At 70.1% G+C, this 22,375-nt stretch carries 18 protein-coding genes; 10 read left to right on the forward strand and 8 right to left on the reverse strand.

Annotated elements, in window-relative coordinates:
* Nucleotides 1–2: 2 nt before the first annotated feature.
* From U3653_RS28640 to U3653_RS28650, 3 genes are read right to left on the reverse strand one after another with little or no spacing between them, the layout of a single operon-like run.
* Nucleotides 3–719 (reverse strand): cyclase family protein, encoded by a 717-nt coding sequence (locus tag U3653_RS28640; RefSeq protein ID WP_195078004.1) that lies wholly within the window; start codon nucleotides 717–719, stop codon nucleotides 3–5.
* Complete coding sequence (locus U3653_RS28645; protein WP_195078005.1) at nucleotides 716–3,718, reverse strand: serine/threonine-protein kinase; 3,003 nt, start codon at nucleotides 3,716–3,718, stop codon at nucleotides 716–718. The genes U3653_RS28640 and U3653_RS28645 overlap by 4 nt, the downstream gene beginning before the upstream one ends.
* Nucleotides 3,715–6,261, reverse strand: a complete 2,547-nt coding sequence (locus tag U3653_RS28650) for a serine/threonine-protein kinase (RefSeq protein ID WP_195078006.1) — start codon at nucleotides 6,259–6,261, stop codon at nucleotides 3,715–3,717. Before U3653_RS28650 ends, U3653_RS28645 begins: the two co-directional genes overlap by 4 nt.
* Nucleotides 6,262–6,439: 178 nt before the next feature.
* Here U3653_RS28650 and U3653_RS28655 point away from each other — a divergent pair, with 178 nt between their 5' ends.
* Entirely contained in the window at nucleotides 6,440–7,912 is a 1,473-nt protein-coding gene (locus U3653_RS28655; RefSeq protein WP_195078007.1) for an amidase family protein, read from the forward strand.
* Here U3653_RS28655 and U3653_RS28660 read toward each other — a convergent pair.
* The 3 genes from U3653_RS28660 to U3653_RS28670 all read right to left on the reverse strand — a co-directional run bounded on the left by U3653_RS28660 (nucleotide 7,902) and on the right by U3653_RS28670 (nucleotide 11,651).
* Nucleotides 7,902–8,789, reverse strand: a complete 888-nt coding sequence (locus tag U3653_RS28660; protein WP_195078008.1) for a LysR family transcriptional regulator — start codon at nucleotides 8,787–8,789, stop codon at nucleotides 7,902–7,904. The two genes, U3653_RS28655 and U3653_RS28660, sit on opposite strands and share 11 nt — an antisense overlap.
* Nucleotides 8,790–9,216: 427 nt before the next feature.
* Nucleotides 9,217–10,050, reverse strand: a complete 834-nt coding sequence (locus U3653_RS28665) for an SDR family oxidoreductase (RefSeq protein ID WP_195078009.1) — start codon at nucleotides 10,048–10,050, stop codon at nucleotides 9,217–9,219.
* Entirely contained in the window at nucleotides 10,047–11,651 is a 1,605-nt protein-coding gene (locus U3653_RS28670; protein WP_195078010.1) for an aldehyde dehydrogenase family protein, read from the reverse strand. The genes U3653_RS28665 and U3653_RS28670 overlap by 4 nt, the downstream gene beginning before the upstream one ends.
* 171 nt (nucleotides 11,652–11,822) lie before the next feature.
* On the opposite strand from U3653_RS28670, the gene U3653_RS28675 reads away from it, so the two are divergent.
* Nucleotides 11,823–13,136: a PucR family transcriptional regulator gene (locus tag U3653_RS28675; protein ID WP_323124575.1), complete on the forward strand. Its 1,314-nt coding sequence runs from the start codon at nucleotides 11,823–11,825 to the stop codon at nucleotides 13,134–13,136.
* Between the two features lie 12 nt (nucleotides 13,137–13,148).
* Here the strand turns inward: U3653_RS28675 and U3653_RS28680 are convergent, their stop codons facing one another.
* On the reverse strand, nucleotides 13,149–13,415 hold the full coding sequence (locus U3653_RS28680) for a DUF2277 domain-containing protein (protein ID WP_195078011.1): 267 nt from the start codon (nucleotides 13,413–13,415) through the stop codon (nucleotides 13,149–13,151).
* A 153-nt stretch (nucleotides 13,416–13,568) separates the two neighbouring features.
* Here U3653_RS28680 and U3653_RS28685 point away from each other — a divergent pair, with 153 nt between their 5' ends.
* On the forward strand, nucleotides 13,569–14,402 hold the full coding sequence (locus tag U3653_RS28685; RefSeq protein WP_195078012.1) for a DUF1266 domain-containing protein: 834 nt from the start codon (nucleotides 13,569–13,571) through the stop codon (nucleotides 14,400–14,402).
* On the opposite strand, the gene U3653_RS28690 is transcribed toward U3653_RS28685, so the two are convergent.
* On the reverse strand, nucleotides 14,382–15,260 hold the full coding sequence (locus U3653_RS28690) for a hypothetical protein (protein ID WP_323124576.1): 879 nt from the start codon (nucleotides 15,258–15,260) through the stop codon (nucleotides 14,382–14,384). The genes U3653_RS28685 and U3653_RS28690 overlap by 21 nt on opposite strands.
* A 427-nt stretch (nucleotides 15,261–15,687) precedes the next feature.
* Here U3653_RS28690 and ftsH point away from each other — a divergent pair, with 427 nt between their 5' ends.
* The 7 genes from ftsH to U3653_RS28725 all read left to right on the forward strand — a co-directional run bounded on the left by ftsH (nucleotide 15,688) and on the right by U3653_RS28725 (nucleotide 22,253).
* Entirely contained in the window at nucleotides 15,688–18,063 is a 2,376-nt protein-coding gene (ftsH, locus tag U3653_RS28695; RefSeq protein ID WP_195078014.1) for an ATP-dependent zinc metalloprotease FtsH, read from the forward strand.
* A 138-nt stretch (nucleotides 18,064–18,201) separates the two neighbouring features.
* The gene (folE, locus tag U3653_RS28700; protein WP_323124589.1) at nucleotides 18,202–18,813 is read left to right on the forward strand and encodes a GTP cyclohydrolase I FolE; all 612 of its coding nucleotides are present in this window, start codon (nucleotides 18,202–18,204) and stop codon (nucleotides 18,811–18,813) included.
* Between the two features lie 71 nt (nucleotides 18,814–18,884).
* Entirely contained in the window at nucleotides 18,885–19,742 is an 858-nt protein-coding gene (gene folP, locus U3653_RS28705) for a dihydropteroate synthase (protein WP_195078392.1), read from the forward strand.
* Nucleotides 19,739–20,176: a dihydroneopterin aldolase gene (gene folB, locus U3653_RS28710; protein ID WP_195078016.1), complete on the forward strand. Its 438-nt coding sequence runs from the start codon at nucleotides 19,739–19,741 to the stop codon at nucleotides 20,174–20,176. The genes folP and folB overlap by 4 nt, the downstream gene beginning before the upstream one ends.
* A 58-nt stretch (nucleotides 20,177–20,234) precedes the next feature.
* A complete protein-coding gene (gene folK / locus U3653_RS28715) occupies nucleotides 20,235–20,771 on the forward strand; it encodes a 2-amino-4-hydroxy-6-hydroxymethyldihydropteridine diphosphokinase (RefSeq protein ID WP_195078017.1) in 537 nt (178 codons plus the stop codon).
* A 2-nt stretch (nucleotides 20,772–20,773) separates the two neighbouring features.
* Nucleotides 20,774–21,244 (forward strand): DUF3180 domain-containing protein, encoded by a 471-nt coding sequence (locus U3653_RS28720; protein ID WP_195078393.1) that lies wholly within the window; start codon nucleotides 20,774–20,776, stop codon nucleotides 21,242–21,244.
* A gap of 70 nt (nucleotides 21,245–21,314) precedes the next feature.
* A complete protein-coding gene (locus U3653_RS28725) occupies nucleotides 21,315–22,253 on the forward strand; it encodes a DUF6779 domain-containing protein (protein ID WP_195078018.1) in 939 nt (312 codons plus the stop codon).
* Nucleotides 22,254–22,375: the final 122 nt, after the last annotated feature.

A 22,375-nucleotide genomic window follows, 5' to 3' on the forward strand; every position in this document is an offset into this window, starting at 1 on the left:
CGTCAGCCGGGCAGAATGCCGAAAATCGTTGCGGGTCCGCCGGAACCGCCGCGGTAGAGCGGTCCGCCCACCAGCACCCACGCCCCGGTGGCGGGCAGCGCGGCCAAGTTCGCCAAACATTCCAAGCTGATCCGGTGCTCGCCGTAAAGCAGCTTCGACACCGCGTAGGTCTCGTCGGTCCCCACGTCGGGGCCGAACGTGTCGATGCCGAGCGCGCCGCGGCGGCCGAGCCTGCCGCTGCCCAGCAGCCATTCCACCGTCGGCACCGCGAAACCCGGTTGCCTGCCCGCTGATCCGCCCGTGCCGATGAACTCGGGTGCGCCCCACTTGGCGTCCCATCCGGTCCAGGCGATCACCGCGGCGCCGTCCGGGATCCGGCCGTGTTCGGCTTCCCATCGCTCCAGATCCTCGACCGTGATCGCGTAGTCGCGATCGCCCGCGCAGCGGTGCCGCAGATCGATCTTCACCGCGGGCAGCAGCAGGTCGTCGAGGTCGAGTTCGTCGGCGGCCAGCCCGTCCGCGCGGAAGTGGATCGGCGCGCCCCAATGCGTTCCGGTGTGTTCGCCCTGCTGGATATAGCGCAGGAGGTAGCCGTCGTCCGCGATCGTGGCCACGATGTCGGTGCGGAATTCCGGATCGTCCGGATACAGCGGCGTGGTGACCGGATCGTGGACGTGCGACAGGTTCACCAGCCGTCCGAGCGGGCGGGGTGCGGTCATCGCGTCCGCTGGGGAATCGCTCTGGCCAGAGCGAGCAGATCCGCTTCCAGGAGCCGGAACAGTCGATAGGTCAGCACGAAGGCCAGGATGCCACCCACGCTCAGCACACGCACCGGAACGATCACCAGCTCCAGGTCGGCGGCCTCGACGAAGGTCGCGCTGGCCACGCCGAGCAGCGGCACCGACGCCGCAACACCCAGGTAGAAACTGCCGCGCCTGGCCAGCGCGCGCAGCTGGCGTTCGTCGTCGGGACCGATGCCGCCGCGCACCAGAAGCTGTGGATAGATCGCTCGCACCGAGTAGACCATGATCGGAAAGAACGGGTAGGCCAGCGCGATCGCCGCGCACACCACCTGCGCGGCGAAGAAGTGCAAGAAGGTGCCGCGCGGCAGGTCGACGCCCGAGAAGGCCAGCCCCAGCGGCCAGACGATGCCCGCGACCAGCCAGAAGCCGAACGGTATCCACACCGCCCAGTCGCCCATCAGCAAGGTGTCGCGGCGGGCTTGGGCGAGTGTGCGCGCGGAGTACCCCTCGCCACGGCCGAGGCGATGGGAGATGGCGAGCGGACGCCGGGTCATGAACACCAGCAGCAGCGCGGCGACCGGGAACGCGATGAGGTTGTTGATCAACCCGACCGCCGCGAACTTCTCCTGGTCGGCGACCGACATCCGGTCGATGATCAGGGTCTGGTTCAGCTGGATGTTGTAGAAGCTGGCCAGCAGGTTCGGCACGCCGACGCACAGCGCCGCGACCGGGAGCAGCCACCCGCGGGCACGGTGGGCGAGGCTGCGTGGCGGGGGATCGACCAGGTCGCGCGCGCGGCTGTCCAGGCACAGGTCGAGTTGTCCCGCGAGTTCGGCGCCGCCGCGCCAGCGCCGCTGCGGGTCTTCGTGCAGGCAGTCCAGCAGCACGCGGCGCAGCGCGGCCGGGGTGCCCTCCGGCAGGCGTGCGAGCGCGGCGGCCGGGACGCCGCCCCGGCGCACCGCGAGCATCCGCGCGTACGTCTCGGCGTCCGGGCCGTTCTCGTCCAGTGGCGGATCATCGAACGGGGTTGCGCCCGTGAGCATTTCCCATAGCAGCACTCCGAGGGAGTAGACGTCGCTGGCGTCGCCGGGGGCGGGTGCGTCGGGGACGAGATAGCGGGTCAGCTGCTCCGGGGAGCGGTAGACCAGCGCGTCGGTCGCGCCGGGGCCGGGCGGCGCGATGCGGCCCGTCGTCTCACCGAGGGCGAAGTCGGCGAGTTTGGGAATACCCTCCGCGGTGAACAGCACGTTCGCCGGTTTGATGTCGTGGTGCAGCACGCCGTGGTGCGCCGCGTAATCCAGCGCGTCGGCCAGCCGCCTGCCCACCCACGCCACGGTCTCCGGCCAGTCCAGCCGCGCGATCTCGGCACGCACGCTGGAATCCGCCGGGCGGATCTCGCCCTTGGCCTCCATGGCGGTGTCCACCGCGCGTAGCAACAGAGCGCCGCCGTCGGTCACGGGGCCGCGACGGCGTTGCTCGAGCAGGCCGACCGCCGTGCCGCCGGGGAGATATTGCATGTAGACCAGGCGTGGGAGCACCGCCGTCCGGGATTCCGGCGCGACGGGCGGTCCCGAGGCCGCGGCCGCGGTGCCGTCCGGCGCGGCGGCGACGGTCGCGTCCGGATCGCTCGAACGCTCGGTCGCCGCGTCCGGATAGGCCGGCACCGTTGCGGCTCCGCGGAGGTCGGCCGAGCGTCCGGAATCGGGAAGCAGAAGGCGGCCCGGGTGAATCGGAGCGAGCGTGGGTGGATCGCCGACCACCACGGTGTCGTCGTCCTTCGATTCCGGTGCGTCCGTCGCATCGCCTGCGGAGGAGGGCTGGGTGACGGTCGGAGAGCGCCCGTCGCCGTCGCGGGTGCGCGGCTCGTCATCGCCGGGGTGGCTCGCTGTCCGGGGTGGGTGTGCCGTGATGGTTTCGTCGTCACCCGGGCGACCCGCCCTCCGGGGTGGGTGTGCCGTGATGGTTTCGTCGTCGCCGGGGCGGCTCGTCGTTCGGGGTGGGTGTGCCGTGATGGTTTCGTCGTCGCCGGGGCGGCTCGTCGTTCGGGGTGGGTGTGCCGTGATGGTTTCGTCGTCGCCGGGGCGGCTCGTCGTTCGGGGTGGGTGTGCCGCAATCGTTTCGTCGTCGCCGGGGCGGCTCGTCGTCCGGGGTGGGTGCGCCGCAATCGTTTCGTCGTCACCGGGGCGGCTCGTCCGGCTGGGTGGGACGGCCGCGAGGGTGGCGTCGAGCTCGAAGGGTTCAGCGGTTGTGGTGCCGAGGTCCGGGTGCGGCGCGGTGATCGTGCCCTGCACCGCGTTGTGGCGGCCGTGCGCGGAACCGCCGACCGTGAGGGCCTGTGCGGCGTCGGCGCTGAGCACGCGCTGGTCGAAGACCCGCACGATGTGGGCGTGATCGAGCTGGGCCATCGTGTGGGCCGCGCCCGCCCGCCCCGCCGAGAACCGGACGGCGACCAGCCGTTGCATGGAATGCTGTCTGGCCAGGAAGACGCGGCCGAGCAGCCCGGCGCCCAGGTCCGTGAGCAGGTCGAAGTCATCGATCCGCAGGCCGGGGGCGAGGTCGGCCAGCGCGGCGACGGCCTCGCTGGACTCGGCCTCCGGTTGGTCGTCGCCCGCGAGATCGGCGAGGCGTTCGCCGACCGCGCCGGCCAGTTCCGGGTACTCGGCCAGGAAGTCATCCAGCGGCAGCGGTCCGCGCCCGCGGCGCGCCAGGAATTCCTCGCACAGCAGATCGACCAACTCAGGGCTGGTTGCCACTTCGGGGAATTCCTCGCGATAGTCGGCGATCCGTTTACCGGGCCCGCCGTACTGCCACCGCCGTCGCAGATCCACCCGGATCAGCTCGACCAGGACAGCCAGGCGAACCTGCGTGCCGTCGGGCACGTAGTCGCGGATCTGCGGCGGCAATCGATCACCATGGAGGCTGCGCTGCCAGTCGGCGGAGAACCGGGCGACGGCATCGGTGCGGGTCAAGCTCACGTGCTGGTCTCCGCGGCGGTCGTGGCGGCTCGGGCCGACCGGCCATCGGCGGCGCCCGTCTCGGCGGAATCCGGATCGACCACCCGCTCCAGCGCCCGCAGATCCGCTTCCAGCGCGCGGAACAGCAGATAGGTGCCCACGAAGGCGAGTATGCCGCCGACGCACAGCAGCCGGACCGCGACGATGACCGACGGGATATCGGACGGGGGCAGGAAGGTCACTCCGGCGACCGCGAGCAGCGGCACCGAGGCCGCCACCGCGAGGTAGCCGTTGCAGCGCCGGTCCAGGCCGCGCAGCCACACCGCGTCCTCGGGACTGATGTCACCGTGGCGGAGGAACAGCGGGTAGACGCATCGCACCATGTAGAAGGTCAGCAGGAAGAAGGGATAGGCCACCGCGATCGCGCCGCACACCACCAGCGAAGAGAAGAAGTGCACGACCGAGCGCGTCGATATCTCTCCGGTGGACACTTGCAGCGCGATCAGGAAGCACGGTGCGGCCAGCACCCACAGCGAGAAGGCCACCGCGACCGCCCGGTCGCCCATCAGCAGCGCGTCGCGTCTGGCACGTCGTAGCGTTGCGGGGTCGTATCGTCGCCCTTTGCGCAGGCCGCGGGGCACGATCAGCACGTATCTCGCCAGATACAGCACGAGCGCGATGCCGACCGGGAAGAAGATCGCGTTCACGATGCCGGTGATGATGAGGAAGGTCTGCTGGGCGTCCGCGGTCATCCGGTCGATGATCAGATGCTGGTTGTGTTGGATGTTGTACAGCGAGGCGAGCACGTTCGGCAGCGCCATCGCCACCAGCGCCACCGGCACGATGTACGGCCGCAGCCGCCGCCGCCAGCTGTTCGGCGCGGGGTCGACCAACTCCCGCGCACGCGCGTCCAGGCACATCTCCAGCTGCCTGGCCAGGATGGCGCCGTTGGACCAGCGATCGGCTCGCTCGGGAGCGAGACAGGTCAGCAGGATGCGGCACAAGGCGGCGGGACAGTCGGCCGGAACCCGCGACAGCGCGACGTCGTCCACGCCCGAGCTGCGTCGCTCCAGCATGGCCTCCAATGTGGTGTCGTCGCTTCGATCGCCTGCGCCGGCCGTCCGGTCGTCGAACGGTTTCGCTCCGGTGAGCAGCTCCCACAGCACCACGCCGAGGGAATAGATGTCGGCGCGGGTGTCCAGGTCGGCGGCGCTGCGGCCGAAGCCGGGGTGGCAGGCCTCCAGCTGTTCCGGCGACATGTAGGCCAGTGAGCCGCCGAAGTAGGCCACCGGGCTGGTGCCCTCCACGTTGCGGCTGAAGCTGATGTTGAAGTCGGCGAGTTTCGGCACGCCCTCGGCGGTGAGCAGGACGTTGGCCGGTTTGACGTCGCGGTGCAGCACGCCGTGCGATGAGGCGTAGTCCAGCGCCTCGGCCAGCCTGCGGCCCAGCCAGGCCACCGTCTCCGGCCAGCTCAGCGCCGCGATCTCGGCGCGCACGCTGGAATCGGTCGGACGGATCTCGCCCTTCTCCTCCATGGCCGCGTCGACGGCGTCCAGCAGGAGCCGGCCGCTGCGCTCAGCAGGCGGGGTCGCGCGCACCCAGCGCAGCACCCCCAGCAGTGTGCCTCCGGGGAGGAACTGCATGTAGAGCAGCCGCAGCCGGCGCGCTGCGCCCTCGGTGTCCTCCAGCAGCCGCTGGTCGAAAACCCGCACGATGTAGTCGTGGTCGAGTTGGGCCAGCGTCTGCGGCTCGGTGCCGTGGTCGGAGGAGATCTTGACCGCGACCAGTCGCTGCAGCGAGCGCTGCCGGGCGAGGAAGACCCGGGCGAACGCGCCGCTGCCCAGACCGGTCAGCAGATCGAAGTCATCGATCCGCTGACCGATCTCGATCCGGTCGAGCGGGTCGGAGCGGCCCGGCCCGGTCCCGATCGTCGTGGGCGCGGCGGTGGCCGTACCCGTCAGGTCGGCGGCGGTCGTTCTGGTCACCTCGGAACCACGAGCAGACTCGGCGGTTCGGTTCAATGCGGTGTCGGCGAGAACCGGGTCACCGTCCGCGACGACGGTCCGGGTCGAATCCTCCTGGGTCGCGCGGCGGGTGCTCTGATCGATCTCCTCGGCGTTCAACAACTCGCGCAGTTCCGCCGCTTGCCGCGGGTATTCGCGCAGGCATTCGCGCGGATCGACTCGCTCGCCGCTCTGGCGGCGGATGACGAACTCCTCGTACACCAGACCGGCCGGAATATCGTCGGAGGCGAGCTCGGAGAATTCGGCGCAGTAATCGGTCAGGCGCATGCGCGCGGCCGGATCGGGCGCGGCGCCCGAATTCCTTCCGCGGCGAAGCCAGCGATGGCGCAGGTCGACGCGGATCAGCTCGAGCAACGCCTCACGGCGCAGGGTGCTGGCGTCGGGCAGATATTCGGCGATCGCCGGTGGGCGGCGCGTGGATTCCCATGCCGCGGCGAACGCCGACACCGCCTCGGATTCGGCGTGCGACAGGTCGCCACTCCTCGGCCGGGTGGAAACACCCGTGTCGGGGTCGGACCTTCTCTCAGAGTTCGCACTCATGCTCGGACCTAGTGGCTCGGCGGACACCGCGGAATCCGCACCGGTTGTTGTCCGATGTGCCGAAAATTTCCGCCACACCCAACACCATCATCCCCCGCGCCGTATTCGAAATGATAACTTGCGGCTCGACAGTGGATCACCCGATTTCGACAACGACCGGACGGGGGATGACCAGCACATGTCCGACGAGGCCGCAATCATGGCGGACGGCTCGATCTCGGCGGGAAACTCCGCCCCGCCCCTGACATTCTCGAATGCGAAGACCGGCGTCACCCGACCGCTGGGAGCCGCCGACGTGCTTCCCGCGGAAGCCGGGGCCGCGCTCGAACGCGGCCCGGCCGCGACGATCGCCGCGTGCGTGCGCGACGGCCTGCTGCATCCGGGCCAAGTGGCGGCGGATGCCGGGACGCGGATCGCGGCGGCGGACCGGAAACTCGACGCCTTCAGCGTCCTGCGCGACGAGCAGGTGACGGTCGAATCGGTCGGCCTGATGGAGCGTGACGACCTGGACGTGCTGCCGCTGGCCGGTGTCCCGGTCGTGGTCGAACACGGCGTTCCCCTCGCGGGCGAGCCGGTGCCGTGGGGGCCGGTGGCCGCCGCGGATGATCCGGTGGTGGCCAGGTTGCGTGCGGCGGGCGCGGTGGTCATGGGCCTCGTCGCGGCCCCGGAGCTGAGTCGATGGGTGACCAGCGCGGGCGCCGAGCGCGTCATCCGCAATCCGTGGAATCCCGCGCGCAACGCCGGAAGCGCGGCCGGCGCGGCGGTCGCGGCCGGGCTGGTTCCGGTGGCGCACGGCTGCGACGGTTTGGGGGCGGTGCGGGTGGCAGCCGCGTGCTGCGGTGTCTTCGGGATCAAGCCGGGGCAGTACACGGTCCCCGGGACGGGCCCGTGGTCGAGTCTGGTCGAAAACGGTGTCCTGGCGACGAGCGTGGACGATGCCGCGCTGGCGCTGTCGGTCCTGGCGGCGCGACCGGGCCTAGCCGAGGTGGATCCACCCGGCCGACTACGCATCGGGCTGGCGGTGGATCCACCTTCCAGCCTGCTGCGCGTCGACCGGCACTGGACGGCGGCGGCCCGCACGGCGGCCTCGGTGGCCGCGGCGGTGGGGCATTCGGTGCGACCGACCGCGCTACCGTACGGAAACGCGCTGCTCGCGGCCTCGCTGCGCTGGCTGGCCCTCGGTGCCCGCGACGCTCGAGCACTGCCAGAGCCCGACCGACTATCGCGGACAGTCCGGCAGCGCCTGGCTCTGGGCCGGACCGTGCATCGGTTACGGCTCGCGCGTCCCGCCCAGATCGACCGGGTGGAGGCGCGACTACTGGAGTTCTTCGAGCACTACGACGTGGTGATCACACCCACGCTCGCCGCCCCGCCGCCGCCGGCGCGGGCCTGGCACTTCCGCGACCGCCCCGCCACTCTGCTCACCAGCGCGCGGTTCGCCCCCTTCACTCCGCTGTGGAATCTGGTCGGCTGGCCCGCCGTCTCCATCCCCATGGGCATGCATCCCGGATCGGGTACGCCGGTCGCGGCTCAACTCGCGGGACCACCCGGCAGCGAATCCACTCTGCTCCGGCTGTCGGCGCAATTGGAGACCCGCCGCCCCTGGCAGCGCACCGCCCCCGAGGCCCGGCCGGGCCGGTTCAGACGCTGACCGGCTGCTGCTGCGCGGCGAACCCGCCCTCGACGGCCCGTCCGGCGAACTCCAGGATGGTCGGCCGGTTGTCGTCGGCCCGCCAGGCCACGGCGAGCTCGCACGGCGCCAGTCCCGACACCGGACGCGCGGTCAACCCGGGCCAGCGGTACATCGGCACGTTGTTCTCCGCGAGCAGGCACACGCCGAGGCCGAGGCTCACCGCTTCCAGCTTGTCCTCGGCGGTCGCGGCTTCGGCGCCGATCTTCGGCGGACGGCCGCCGCGTCCGTCGTTGCCCAGCCAGAAGTCGCGCACGGCGCCTGCTTCGGTGGGCAGCGCGACGAACGGCTCGTCGAGCAGATCGGTGAACTCGATGGTCTCCGAGACGGCCAGCGGGTGGTTCTCCGGCAGCAGCACCCAGCGCGGTTCGGTGCGCAGCACCTGCCACCGGTACCGGCTCTGGTCCGGCAGCGGAAGCCAGACCAGAGCCAGGTCGGCCTGACGGCCTGCGAGCCCGCTGGACGGATCGGTCCACGACGCCGCGTGCAGCGCGAGACGATGTCCGCTCGCGCTCTCCAGATCGCTGAGCAGACCGCGACCGAGCGTGGATTGGATGCCGACGCGCAGCACCTCGCCCGCCTCCTGCAGCGAGACGTTGGTGACCTCCCACAGCTCCAGGATCTTGCGGGCGCCTTCGAGCAGCTCCTTGCCCGCGACGGTCAGCGCGACGCTGCGCTGGTTGCGGTCGAACAGGACCACGTCGAGCTGGCGTTCCAGCTGACGGATCTGACGCGACAGGGTGGGTTGAGCGATGTGCAGCCGCTGAGCGGCGTTGGTGAAATGCAGTTCCTCAGCGACGGCGACGAAATACCGCAGGTCGCGCAAGTGCGGGTCCATAGCCCCTTGCTATCAGAATCAGTCCGGAATTTCCAGCCTTATCAGGCCGGAAAGTTCGGATACGGGCACCGAAACAGTCGGCAGGTTTGTTAGGAACAGCATATTGCCTGTGATGGTGCCGCGCACCAAGCGGTTGGCGAATTTTCGGCATGCTCTGCGCATTTGCCGTCGCGCTCCCGGATTTGGGCGCTTGACCAGCATGAATGGGGGTTCGCCCGAAGTCTCCGTGGCGGATTGAGGGACGCCTTCGTGGGCATCGAGTGCGGGCTGAGAATTTGCCGCTGACCGGCTATGCGAAGTAAGCGGCAGGTCGCGTGATTTTGCTCACAAGGAACTTCGCGTGTGTCGGGCCCCATGTGGCCCGAACGCGGCGAGGCGCCGTGGCCGAGACGAATCCCGGCCGCGGCGCCCCGGCTCCGCGTCGCGCTCACACGCCGCGAGCGCGCTCCTCGTAGGCCTTGCGCTTCTCGGCGTCGACGTCGTCGAGAAAGGCGCGGCCGGACCCGAGCGCGCGGCCGATGCCGTCCCCGAGCGCTTCCGGCAGCAGGCCGACGAACTGGGAGATGAACCCGGCCACCGCGGTCACCCTGACCTTCGACTTCGGCGTGACGATCAGCTTCGCGACCGCGTCGGCGATCTCCTCCGGCTCGGCGGCGCGCATCAGCTTGGGCGCGGTGACGCCCGATCCGAGCTCGGTGTTGGTCAGCGTCGGCAGCACCGAGGAGAAGCGCACGCCGGTGCCGCGGTACTCCTCGCGCAGCGTGTCGGTGAATCCCAGCACCGCGTGCTTGCTGGCGTTGTAGGTGGCCAGGCCGGGGATGTGCGCCTCGCCCGCCAGCGAGGCGATGTTGATGATGTGCCCGCCGCCGCGCGGCAGCATCCGGCGCAGCGCCAGCTTGGATCCCAGGATCACGCCGTAGACGTTGATGTCCAAAATCCGGCGGGTCAGCGGGTCCGGCTCGTCCACCAGTTTGCCGGTCGGCATGATGCCCGCGTTGTTGATCAGCACGTCGATCGGGCCGAGGGTGCGCTCCACCTCGTCGAGGAAGCTGTCGAAGGAATCGTGATCGGTCACGTCGAGCTTGCCGTAGAACTCGAAACCGCGCGCCGTGCCCGACTCCTTGACCGTGGTCTCGTCGATGTCGCCGATCGCGATCTGCGCGCCGAGGGCCTGCAGCGTGGTCGCGGTGGCGAGTCCGATGCCGCGGGCGCCGCCGGTGATCACCACGACCTTGCCGCGGATCTGCTTCGCATCGGTCACTTGTCGTCCCCCTTCAGCTTCAGCAGGGCGGGCAGGTCGAGCCGGCGCAGACCGCGAGCGCCCGCGGCGCGCATGGCGCCGAGCGCGAACAGCAGCTTCGGCATCGAGTACGGGTACCAGAACAGTTCCTTCTGCTGCGTCGGCAGGATCGGTGTGGTGATCGCCTGCTGACGGCAGTACTTGCGCACGCCGTTCGCGCCGCCCCAGCGCGCGCCGACGCCGGACAGGCCCCAGCCGCCCATGGGCAGCGCGTAGCTGAACAGGTTGGCGAAGACGTCGTTGATATTGACCGCGCCCGCGTTCAGCTGCCGGGCGATCCGCTCGCCCCGCTCCTTGTCGCCGGTCCATACCGAGGCCGAGAGGCCGTACACCGAGTCGTTGGCCAGCCGGATCGCCTCCGACTCGTCGGCCACTTTCATCACCGGCAGCGTGGGACCGAAGGTCTCCTCGGTGATGCAGGACATGGTGTGGTCGACGTCCACCAGAACGGTCGGCTCGAAGGCGGTGCCGAAACCGGCCCGCTTGCCGCCGGTGAGCACCTTCGCGCCCGCCGCGACGGCCTCGTCGACATGGCGCTGCACGATGGCCGCCTGGTTCTCGTTGGCCAGCGCGCCGACGTCGTGCTTCGACTCGCGCCCGTCGAGACCCTGGCGCAGCGCCTTGACGTTGGCCGTGAGCTTGGCGACGAACTCGTCGTAGACCGGCGCTTCGACGTACACCCGCTCCACCGAGATGCAGACCTGGCCGGAGTTGAACATGCCGCCGAAGGCGATGCCGTGCGCGGCGCGATCGAGGTCGGCGTCGGCCAGGACGATGGCCGGGTCCTTGCCGCCGAGTTCCAGGCTGTAGGGCACCATCCGCTCCACGCAGGCGGCGGCGATCTTTCGGCCGGTCGCGGTGGAGCCGGTGAACTGGATGTAGTCGGCGTTGCCCACCACGGCCGCTCCGGTCGCGCCCGCGCCGGTGACCACCGCGAAGACCGGCGGCGCGCCGATCTCGGCCCAGCCCTTGGCCAGTTCGATCGCCGAGAGCGGGGTGACCTCGGACGGCTTGAGAATCACGGCGGCGCCCGCGGCGAGCGCGGGGAACACGTCCATCACCGGCATGGCCAGCGGGAAATTCCACGGCGTGATGACGCCGACCACCGGATAGGGCCGATAGACCGTGGTCAGTCGCTTGACCCTGGCCAGCGGGCTGTGCGGCGACGGGTGGTCGTCGGCGAGGAACTTGGCCGCGCGGCGGGCGTAGTAGCCGATCAGATCGGTCGCGAAACCCGGATCGATCAGGGCGTCGACCCTTGGCTTCGCGGTCTCCGACTGCAGCACGGTGGCCAGGCGATCGGTGTTGTCGATCAGCCAGTCCTGGAATTTCAGCAGCCAGACCTTGCGTCCTTCGGGGCCGATCGCCTCCCACTCCGGCTGGTACAGCCGCAGTTCGCGGACCTTGGCCGCGACCGCGTCCGCGGTCTCGTCCGGCACCGTGCCGACGACCTCGCCCGTGCCGGGATTGCGCACCTCGATGACGGCGGGGCCGTCGCTCTTCGCGGTCGTTTCGCGTGCCTGCGCCTGCTCGGCCGCTGGCGCTGGTTCGGTGTTGGTCACTGCTGTTCTCCCACTGACGTTGTGTTGAACCGCGGTCTGCGACTGCTGTGAGGCAGGCCACTGAACTATGATCGTGACACAATCCGAACAGAGTTTCTTGGCCCGAATTGTCAAGGAAAACGTGCGATTTTGTTTCTTCGAGACAAAATCGCCGAGCCGAAGGAGAGGGCGATGACGATGGGGCCTTCGCCGGGCGTTTCGGTCCGTCCGAACCCCGGTCCCGACGAAGTGCGCGACTGGCTCGCCGAGTACGTCTACGAGACGACGCGCGCGGAGGTACTGGAGCGCATCGTCACCCGGCTGGACGACGTGATCATCGCGCGCATCCCCGAACTCGCCGATCGCGATATGCGGCGCGACCTCGCGGCCAGTACCAGGGCGCACGCCAGGATCGTGCTCAGCCGACTGGCCACCGACACCTTCGAGTACTCGCTGCCGGAGGAAGCGCACGCGTTCGCGCGCAGCGTGGCGCGGCGCGGGTTCGAGCTGCGGTTGCTGCTGCGGGTCTATCACGTGGGCATGGAAGCGGTACTGGACTACATGACCGAGGTGGTCGAGCAGCGGCGGACCACGCCCGAACTCGAGCGCGTGCTGCTGCTGCGGTTGTTCGAGCGGGCCACCAAGTGGATCAGCACCTCGGTCGAACTGCTCACCGACACCTATATGGAGGAGCGCGAGCAGGTGCTGCGCGCCGCGCTCAACCGGCGCGCCGAGACCGTCCGCGCCCTGCTCGACGGCGACGACGTGGACGTCGATCAGGCCTCGGTGCGGCTCGGCTATCGACTTTCCCAGCAACACCTGGCCTTCGTGTTGTGGACCGACGAGCCGACCGGAGAGCCCGCAGGCGCGGAGGCGGAGGCGACCGGACTGCTGGATCGGGTCGCGGCGCGACTGGCCGCGGCGCTGGGCAGCGCCAGGGTGCTCACCGTCCCCTCCGGCGCCAGCGCGATGTGGGCGTGGGCCGGATCGGACGACGGGGAACACGGCGCGGGACTCGCGGCGCCCGGCGAAGTGGAACGGCTGGCCGCCGCGCAGGTCGAGGCGCCGGTGCGGGTGGCGTTCGGTGTGCCGGCCGGGGGGATCGCCGGTTTTCGCCGCAGTCATCGCGAGGCGGTCGCCGCGCGGCAGGTCGCCGAGCGCGCGCCCGCGGGCGGGCGGCGGGTCACCGGGTATCGAACGGTGGAGATCGCCTATCTGGCCGGGGCGGACGAAGCGGCCATGCGGGGACTGGTCGAGCGGGAGCTGGGCGCGCTGGCGGGCCGGGACGCGAACGCCGCACGGTTGCGCGAGACGCTGCACGCCTATCTGCGCAGCCAGCGCAGCCCGGAGGCCACGGCGAAGGTGCTCGGGGTACACAAGAACACGGTCCGCTACCGCGTGCAGCGGATCGAACAGCTACTGGGATATCCGATCGAAGAGCGCGGGCTCCCGCTGGAGATCGCGCTGGTGTGCGTCGCCGTCTACGGCGCCGACGCCCTGCCTTGAACCGCTCGGCGCCTACTCTCCTGCCGCGGCCTCCCGCGCGGCGATGCGGCGCAGCGGCGGTTCGGTGGTCGGCGCCACCCTGCGGTCGGGTAACTCGGCGAGCAAGGTGGTGGTCGCCTTCGCGATGGCCGCGACGGCCTTGTCGACGGCCGGTTTGGTGGTCGAGCTCAGGCCGGACACGCCACCGACCTTGCGCACGTACTGCAGTGCGGCGGCATAGATTTCCTGCTCGGTTGCGGCAGGTTCCAGACCACGCAGGACGGTGATGTTTCTACACATGCGAGCACACTAGCCCCACATCACGACATGCGTCAGGGCAAGAAGCAACCGAGGCCGAAATCGATTCGCCCGGCGGACGCGCCCGCGGGGACGAATGTGCGCCCATCCGTGAATCCCACGCGTGCGGCGCGCGGCATGGGGAACAATCGGGGCATGTCTTCGCGCGGTGTACCCACCTTGACGACCTTTCCGTACGCGGAGCTGGACGAGCGGGAGGAAGACCATTGGTCCGGCGCCGCGGTTTCCGACGACGAATTGCGTGCGCTGGCCCTCGGCGCGTTCTACTCGGCGCGCTGGGACGCGTTCCACGACGCGCTGCTGCTCGGCCCCGAACGCGCGCATCCGCTCGGTGACCGGCGTGAACTGGCCATCGACACGCTCACCGGCGCGTGGGGCATCACCGACGGGACCGAGGCGCAGGCCTCGATGGAGCAATTGCTGGACGGCATGCACGCCCCGCTCTACGCGCTGGTGCATCCGCTGGTGACGGCGTCCATCAACGCCAGCGAGCGCGATCGCTTCGGTGAGCGCGCCGATCGGCACCGGGCGTTCCTGCGCCAGGTCGGCGCGTTCCGCGGGATGGACAATCCGGAGGCGCTGGTCCGCGACTACGACATCTGGTCGCAGGCGATCAAAATCGGATTCACCGATCATCTGGCCCGGCCGCTGCCGAGCGACATCCACGCCTGGGATCTGGCCAGGGTGGTGGCGGTGGCCAGGATGGCCTACACGGCCGGGTACCTCGACGCCGACGTGGCCTGGAGCTATCTGGCGCGCGCCCTGCCGCTGGCGCAGAGCAAGTACCGCAACTGGCGCCAGTTCGGCGACGCCTATCTCACCGGCTGGACCTACTGGCAGGCCTGCGAGGACCTGGCCGAGCTGAAGAACGGCGGCGTCGACCGCCGCAAGGAGTTGCTGCGGCTGTGGCTGCGTCCGACCAGCCCGTGGCGACGGATCGCGCTGAACTCAGCTCCCGTCGGGGAGTGAGCGCAGGATCCCGCGGCCGTAGCGCTGGAACTGCGCGTCGTCCACCATGCCGAGGGAGTGCCGCTCGACCAGCAGCTCCCATTCCGAATACAACTGCGCCACACCGGGGTCGGCCGACCCGGCGGCGCCGTCGGCGGACTCCCGGCGCACCGCGAAGTTCACCGCGCAGCTGACCCGTTCGGTGTCGGCGCGGTCCGCGCCGGAGAAATGCAGCGTCCGGCTCCCGTCGTGCACCTCCATGCCGACGGCGCCGCGCCCAGGACCGATCTCACCGCGCCCTGCGGTGGGGGTATCGGTGACGCGCGCCCATAAGACCACGGGAATCGGGAGTTCGTGCGCGTACCGGCCCTCGCCCATGGCGATGAACAGCAGGCGGGTGGTGGTCGCCGCGAGCAGGCCGGAGCCGTTGCCCGCGGGCGGGTGCGCGACCGCGACGGCGGTCTCCAGGACGTACTCCTCCGGCGTCACGTAACGATGCAGAGCCGCTATCGCCTGCTTCGCCTCGCGGCGCGGTGACATCCTGCGCGTGGCCCGTTCCACGTCCGCGCGGGTGGGACCGCCGCGGCCCCAGACGGGGGCGGGCGGGCGCAGGTCCGGCGCCGCCACGTCGATGCGCTGGGTGGCCAGGATGTGCGCGTTGATGCGATCGACGATCTCGGTGGCCGCGGGCACGTCGTGCTCGGCGATGATGACCGGGAGGGGGGTGCGGTCCGCGGGGACGCCGGTGAGCACGGGCGTGGGGTAGCGCAGATAGATCTCGATGACGACCGCGTCGTCCGCGCGCCGGTTCAGCCGGACTTTCAGCAGGTCGGAAACCGGGACATCGAGCACGCGCTCGCCGTCGGATCCGGGTCGCAAGACGATCAACCTGCCGCGGCCGTGACGCAGTATCGCTGTTGGTGTCCGTAACTCGACTATGTCCATACCCCCTGCGCTCGTGTCTGGTCTGCGGCGCTCCCGGGGCCCTTCGTGGTGTGCGAGCTACCGCCTGGGTGGCCCGTCGCTCGCGCCGCGATGTTGTGTCGTCGCTCACGATAGGCCGAACATGCCATGATTGTTGCCACTTGGAGGAAGCCGAACCGGAGACATCGGGAACCACCGTCGGTCTCCGGCCGTTTACCTCTTTAACTGCACCTGCAGCCGAACTGCGCGATGTATCGAGTAGACCGTACGCGGTAACGTGGCTTGTCCGCATCCGAACCCCCGCGGAACCGGACGCGCCAGACGCATCGCTAGGCAAGAACCGGAGACACCGGAAAGGACTGGCCGCCCCGGCCGACGCTCTATGAACCGCAAGACTGTGTTTCGCACCCTGGCCATAGTCTCGGGCATTCTGCTCGTGATCTATGCGTTCAGCTACTTCGGCAACGACACGCGGGGCTGGAAGAGCGTCGATACATCGGTTGCCCTCAGCCAGCTCGAGAACAAGAGCAACGTCCAGAACGTCCAGATCGATGATCGCGAGCAGCAGCTGCGCATCGAGCTGAAGGACGGCAACGACGCCACCGGCGGACAGACCAGGATCATCGCGAAGTATCCGGGCGGCAGCGAGACCTCCGCGCAGATCTTCTCGGCCGTGAAGAACTCCGGCGCGCCCTACAACACCGTGGTCAAGCAGGAGAGCTGGTTCACCCAGATCCTGCTGTTCGTGCTGCCGATGGTGATCCTGCTCGGCCTGTTCATCTTCGTGATGGCCCGCATGCAGGGCGGCGGCCGCGGCGGCATGATGGGCTTCGGCAAGTCGAAGGCCAAGCAGCTGTCCAAGGACATGCCCAAGACCACGTTCGCCGACGTGGCCGGAGCCGACGAGGCGGTCGAGGAACTCTACGAGATCAAGGACTTCCTGCAGAACCCGGTCCGCTACCAGGCCCTCGGCGCCAAGATCCCCAAGGGCGTCCTGCTCTACGGCCCGCCGGGCACCGGTAAGACCCTGCTGGCCCGCGCCGTCGCGGGCGAGGCCGGTGTGCCGTTCTTCACCATCTCCGGTTCGGACTTCGTGGAGATGTTCGTCGGCGTCGGCGCCTCCCGTGTGCGCGACCTGTTCGAGCAGGCCAAGCAGAACAGCCCGTGCATCATCTTCGTCGACGAGATCGACGCGGTCGGCCGCCAGCGCGGCGCCGGCCTCGGCGGCGGTCACGACGAGCGCGAGCAGACCCTCAACCAGCTGCTGGTGGAGATGGACGGCTTCGGCGACCGCACCGGCATCATCCTGATCGCCGCGACCAACCGCCCGGACATCCTCGACCCGGCGCTGCTGCGTCCCGGCCGGTTCGACCGGCAGATCCCGGTCGGCAACCCCGACCTCGCCGGTCGCCGCGCCATCCTGCGCGTGCATTCGCAGGGCAAGCCGATCTCGCCGGACGCCGATCTGGACGGCCTGGCCAAGCGCACCGTCGGCATGTCCGGCGCCGACCTGGCCAACGTGATCAACGAGGCCGCGCTGCTCACCGCCCGCGAGAACGGCGCGGTGATCACCGGCGAATCACTGGAGGAGTCGGTCGATCGCGTGATCGGCGGCCCGCGCCGCAAGAGCCGGATCATCAGCGAGCACGAGAAGAAGATCACCGCCTATCACGAGGGCGGGCACACCTTGGCCGCCTGGGCGATGCCGGACATCGAGCCGGTCTACAAGGTCACCATCCTGGCGCGCGGCCGCACCGGCGGCCACGCGATGACCGTGCCCGAGGACGACAAGGGCCTGATGACCCGCTCGGAGATGATCGCCCGCCTGGTCATGGCGATGGGTGGCCGCGCGGCCGAGGAACTGGTGTTCCACGAGCCGACCACCGGTGCGTCCTCCGATATCGACCAGGCCACCAAGATCGCGCGCGCGATGGTCACCGAGTACGGCATGAGCGCACGGCTGGGCGCGGTCCGTTACGGCCAGGAGCAGGGCGACCCGTTCCTCGGCCGCTCGATGGGCATGGGTTCGGACTATTCGCACGAGGTGGCGGGCGCGATCGACGAGGAGGTGCGCAACCTGATCGAGGCCGCGCACACCGAGGCGTGGGCCATCCTGAACGAGTACCGCGACGTGCTCGACGACCTGGCCACCGCGCTGCTGGAGCGCGAGACGCTGCACCGCAAGGATCTCGAGCAGATCCTCGCCTCGGTGCAGAAGCGCCCCAGGATCACCGCGTTCAACGATTTCGGCGAGCGCGTCCCCTCGGACAAGCCGCCGGTGAAGACGCCGGGCGAGCTGGCCGCCGAGCGCGGCGAATCCTGGCCGCCGGAGCCGGTGGTGAAGCCGGTGGCCGCCTCCGCCCAGCGCGAGCCGCAGCCCGCCAACGGGTACCCGCCGCACGGCAGCGGTTACGGCGCTCCGCCGCAGTACCCCCGCCCGTCCGCGCCCGGCTACCCGCTGCCGGAGGCTCCGGCCTATCCGCGGCAGGGCACGCACGGGTCGCGCCCGGACTACGGCGCTCCGGCGGGTTGGTCGGCTCCCGGCTGGCCGCCGCGCGACGAGCCGCAGCAGGGTCAGCCCGGCTGGGGCGACCAGCAGCCCAGGCACGGCTACCAGCAGTGGGGTCCGCAGGGTTCGCCCGAAGGCGGCTACGAGCGGGACGGCTACGGCGACCGCGGCGGCTATGACGAGCCGCGCAGGGCGAATCCGAACGGCGAGGGCGACGGCGATTGGGATGGACCGAACGGTCGTCACTGATCAGTGACGATTAGGCTCGACCATCTGGGGTGCCGAGAGATTGCCGGCGCCCGGGGAGTTTGGAGGTGTCCTCGATTGTCGGCCAACGAGCATGGCGGTGGTCACACCCTCGCCGAAGCGGAACACGACGGTGTCGACATCGGCGTGCCGGAGCCTGGCCTCGTGGCACTGGAAACGGGCAGATCGTTCGATCAGGCGCGGGCCGAAGCGGCGGTACGGGAGTTGCTGATCGCCGTCGGCGAGGACCCGGACCGGCCAGGACTGCTCGACACGCCCGCCCGGGTCGCGCGCGCCTACCGAGAAACCTTCGCCGGGCTCTACGTGGAACCGGATTCGGTGCTCAACACCACCTTCGACGAGGGGCATCAGGAACTGGTGCTGGTCAGGGACATTCCGATGTACTCCACCTGTGAACACCATCTGGTGTCCTTCCACGGGGTCGCCCATGTGGGTTACATCCCCGGCCCGCACGGTCGGGTCACCGGCCTGTCCAAACTCGCCCGTCTGGTCGACCTGTACGCCAAGCGTCCGCAGGTGCAGGAGCGGCTCACCAGCCAGATCGCCGACGCGGTGATGCGCAAGCTGGACCCGCGCGGCGCGATCGTCGTGGTCGAGGCCGAGCATCTGTGCATGGCGATGCGCGGCATCCGCAAGCCGGGCGCGAGCACGACCACCTCCGCGGTGCGCGGACTGCTGCAGTCCAACGCCGCCTCGCGCGCCGAGGCGCTCGATCTGATCCTGCGGAAGTGAGCGGGCCCCCGGTGTCCCCACCGAGGCGCATCGACAGCCTCGGCGCCCGCGACGGGCGCTCCTGTGTGGTGATGGGCGTGGTGAACGTCACCAGCGATTCGTTCTCCGACGGCGGGCGATACCTCGATCCCGAGCTGGCTGTCGCGCACGGCATTCGGCTGCACGCCGCGGGCGCGGACATCATCGACGTCGGCGGCGAGTCGACCAGGCCGGGCGCGGTTCGCATCGACGCGGCGACCGAGACCGCGCGGGTGACGCCGGTCATCCGCGGACTGGTCGCAGCGGGCGTGCCGACCAGCGTGGACACCATGCGCGCCGCCGTCGCCGAAGCGGCGATCGAAGCCGGGGTGTCGGTGGTCAACGACGTCTCCGGCGGCCGCGCCGACGCCGACATGGTGCGCGTGGTGGCCGCCGCGGGCGTTCCGTGGATCCTCATGCACTGGCGGGCGGGCGCCGACTACCGGCACACCGGACCGGCCGACCACTACGACGACGTGGTCGCGGAGGTGGTCGCCGAGTTGGACGCGCAGGTGGACTCGGCCGTCGCCGCGGGCGTCGAGCCGTCGCGGCTGCTCCTCGACCCCGGCCTGGGCTTCGCGAAGAACGCCGAGCACAACTGGGCACTGCTCGCAGCGCTGCCGGAATTGGTCGCGCGCGGGCTTCCGGTCCTGATCGGCGCCTCCCGCAAGCGGTTTCTCGGTGCGCTGCTGGCCGACGAAGCGGGTTTGCGTCCACCGGACGGCCGGGAGACGGCCACAGCGACCATCTCGGCGCTGGCCGCGTTGCACGGCGCGTGGGGGGTGCGGGTGCACGACGTGCGCGCCTCGCTGGACGCCATCGCGGTCACCGACGCGTGGCAGAATGCCGCACGGCAGCGCGCCGCACAGCACGACACCGCCCGATCCAGTGCGCAAGGAGCTCAACGATGAGCCGGTCCCCGGTCAACGCCGAAGACGATGCACCGCCGCGTGATCCGGCGCTGCGGCGCGGCGCCGACCGCATCGAGTTGCGCGGCCTGCGCGCCTATGGGCACCACGGCGTGTTCGAGCACGAGCGCCGCGACGGCCAGGAGTTCCTGGTCGACCTGACGGTCTGGCTGGACTTCGCCGCGGCCGCGGCATCCGACGATCTGGCGGCCACCGTGGATTACGGCGCGCTGGCCGAGCGGGCGGTGCGCATCGTCCAAGGGCCGCCGCGCGATCTCATCGAGACGGTGGTGTCGGAGATCGCCGACGACGTGATGACCGATCCGCGGATCAAGTCGGTCGAGGTGGTGTTGCACAAGCCGTCCGCGCCGATCCCGCACACGTTCGCCGATGTGCGGGTGATCACCTCGCGCCACCGGGGGGAGCCCGCCGAATGAGCGAGCGCAACTGCGGCGCGGCTTTTTTCACCGTGCCGGGCGTCGCGGAGGCGCGCCGATGACCCGCGCCGTGCTGTCCATCGGTTCGAATCTGGGTGACCGGCTCGCGCACCTGCGCAGCGTGCTGGACGGGTTCGGCCATCGCGTGCTGGCGGTCTCCGCCGTGTACGCCACCCCGCCCTGGGGTGGCGTACCGCAAGGGGACTATCTCAATGCCGCTGTGCTGGTCGAGGATCCGGCTTTCGGCTGCGCCGACTGGCTGCGTCGCGGCCAGGAGCTGGAACAGGCCGCGGGGCGGGTTCGCGAAGTGCGCTGGGGTGCACGCACTCTCGACGTGGACGTGGTGTGGTGCGCCGAACTGCGCGACGGCCGGCCGGTCGCGTGCCGCAGTTCCGACCCGGATCTGATACTCCCGCACCCGCAGGCGCATCGGCGCGCCTTCGTGCTGGTGCCGTGGCTGGACGTGGCGCCGGACGCGGTGCTGGAGGTCGACGGCACACCGCACGCCGTCGCGGATCTGCTGGCCCGGCTCGATCCGGCCGAGCGCGCCGGGGTGCGGCGCACCGAGTTCTCGCTGACGGGCGCGGCGTCGTGAAACTGAAGCCGACTCGCATCCTGGACCTCGTGGCGAACGTGTTGATCGCCGCGATCGTCGCGTGGATCGCCACCAGGGCGGCCTATGACAACTTTCCGCCGATCTCGGTCTTCGCCGGCGCCTCGCTGTATCCGGTGGCCGCGATCGAGGCTGTGCTCGCCTTCGTCATCCGAGCGCGCGTCAACGATCATCAGATCGGCGACGGACGCCACCAGCTGCATCCGATCACCGCGGCCCGCGCCGTCGCGCTGGCCAAGGCGTCGGCGCAGGTCGGTTCGATCGCCGCTGGTATCTGGCTCGGCTTCCTGTGCTGGGTCTTCCCGCAGCGCGGCACGCTGCGCGCGGCCGCGGCCGACAGTCCCGGTGCGATCGTCGGGATGCTGGCGGGTGTCGCTTTGGTTGCTGCGGCCCTCTGGCTGGAGTACTGCTGCCGGGCGCCGGAGGATCCTACCGATGATGCGGCAACTACATAGCTAGCCTGGCGAACGGAATCACAAAACCGGAATCTGGGCGTGGCTCGAGCAATTGGCTACCCTGGCTGGCATGGTTTCACCCTCCCGTAGCAGCACTTCCCGTGGACGGCGGGACGACGCGGGAAAATTCTTCGTCGGCGTCCTGATCGTGCTCGGTCTGGTTGCCAGTATTTTCCTGATCTTCAGCAATAGCGTCGAGTTCGTACGGGTAGGTCTGGTCGCGGCCCTGTGGGCCGCGGCGATCGGGGCTCTGGCTGCGACGAAGTACCGCAAAGAGGCGACGATCGATAAGGCGAAGGTCCGCGATCTGCAGACCGTCTACGAGTTGCAGCTGGAGCGGGAGGTCACCGCGCGCCGCGAGTACGAACTCGGCGTGGAGGCGCGGGTACGCGAGGAAGTGGGCGCCGACGCGGCCGAACTCGCGGCCTTGCGAGCGGAGCTGACCGTGCTGCGCCAGAGCCTGCAGCGGCTGTTCGACGGCGATCTGCCGACGGATCGCCCCGCGTTGCGCGCCGACGCGACCAGGATCCAGGAGCTGACCAGCTCGGGCGGGGAATCGGGGAACAATAGCTCCGCGAATGCCGGGATGTGGTCGCTGTTCGCCGACCAGCAACCGCGCAGCAGTATGACGCCGATCTTCGAGCCCGATCATCCGCAGCCGCCGGTCTTCGCCAGTCCGTTCGACGATCCGGTCACCGCGGAGACCGCGGTCGTCTCCATCGACGACGACGCCGAGCAGCCCGATGCGCAGCAGGCACGGTACGCCGAGCCGCGCGGCTGGGCCGACGCCTTCACCGAGACCGTGGACGAGCCGCTGGACGAGCCCGCGACCCAGCCGGCCGCGCGGCCGACGCCGGAACCGGCCCCTCGGCCGGCTTCGACGCCCATGGGCACGCCGAGCGCGCGCAGGCGCAGGCGGGCCGAGAGCGACGACGAGACGTCCTCGCGCCGTCTCTCGGTCGCGGAGATCATGGCCAACCTGCAATCCGAGGAGCGCGAGCGCCGGTGATCCTGGCCGAGCCCGGCCCGGGTACTGCGGCCTAGATCACGCGCGCACCCCGTGGCGGCGGCGAAGCGGCTCTGGATATCCTCTTGGCGTACCGTCCGGTACCCGCATGGCGGGACTGGAAC

This window comes from Nocardia implantans (assembly GCF_035544775.1).
Taxonomy (GTDB): Bacteria; Actinomycetota; Actinomycetes; order Mycobacteriales; family Mycobacteriaceae; genus Nocardia; species Nocardia implantans.

Coding starts and splice junctions, on each gene's coding strand:
- U3653_RS28675 (WP_323124575.1), top strand. CDS start 11,823: ATGACGATGGGGCCTTCGCCGGGCGTTTCGGTCCGTCCGAACCCCGGT.
- U3653_RS28685 (WP_195078012.1), top strand. CDS start 13,569: ATGTCTTCGCGCGGTGTACCCACCTTGACGACCTTTCCGTACGCGGAG.
- U3653_RS28655 (WP_195078007.1), top strand. CDS start 6,440: ATGTCCGACGAGGCCGCAATCATGGCGGACGGCTCGATCTCGGCGGGA.
- folK (WP_195078017.1), top strand. CDS start 20,235: ATGACCCGCGCCGTGCTGTCCATCGGTTCGAATCTGGGTGACCGGCTC.
- folP (WP_195078392.1), top strand. CDS start 18,885: ATGGGCGTGGTGAACGTCACCAGCGATTCGTTCTCCGACGGCGGGCGA.
- ftsH (WP_195078014.1), top strand. CDS start 15,688: ATGAACCGCAAGACTGTGTTTCGCACCCTGGCCATAGTCTCGGGCATT.
- U3653_RS28725 (WP_195078018.1), top strand. CDS start 21,315: ATGGTTTCACCCTCCCGTAGCAGCACTTCCCGTGGACGGCGGGACGAC.
- U3653_RS28680 (WP_195078011.1), bottom strand. CDS start 13,415: ATGTGTAGAAACATCACCGTCCTGCGTGGTCTGGAACCTGCCGCAACC.
- folB (WP_195078016.1), top strand. CDS start 19,739: ATGAGCCGGTCCCCGGTCAACGCCGAAGACGATGCACCGCCGCGTGAT.
- U3653_RS28660 (WP_195078008.1), bottom strand. CDS start 8,789: ATGGACCCGCACTTGCGCGACCTGCGGTATTTCGTCGCCGTCGCTGAG.
- U3653_RS28650 (WP_195078006.1), bottom strand. CDS start 6,261: ATGAGTGCGAACTCTGAGAGAAGGTCCGACCCCGACACGGGTGTTTCC.
- U3653_RS28640 (WP_195078004.1), bottom strand. CDS start 719: ATGACCGCACCCCGCCCGCTCGGACGGCTGGTGAACCTGTCGCACGTC.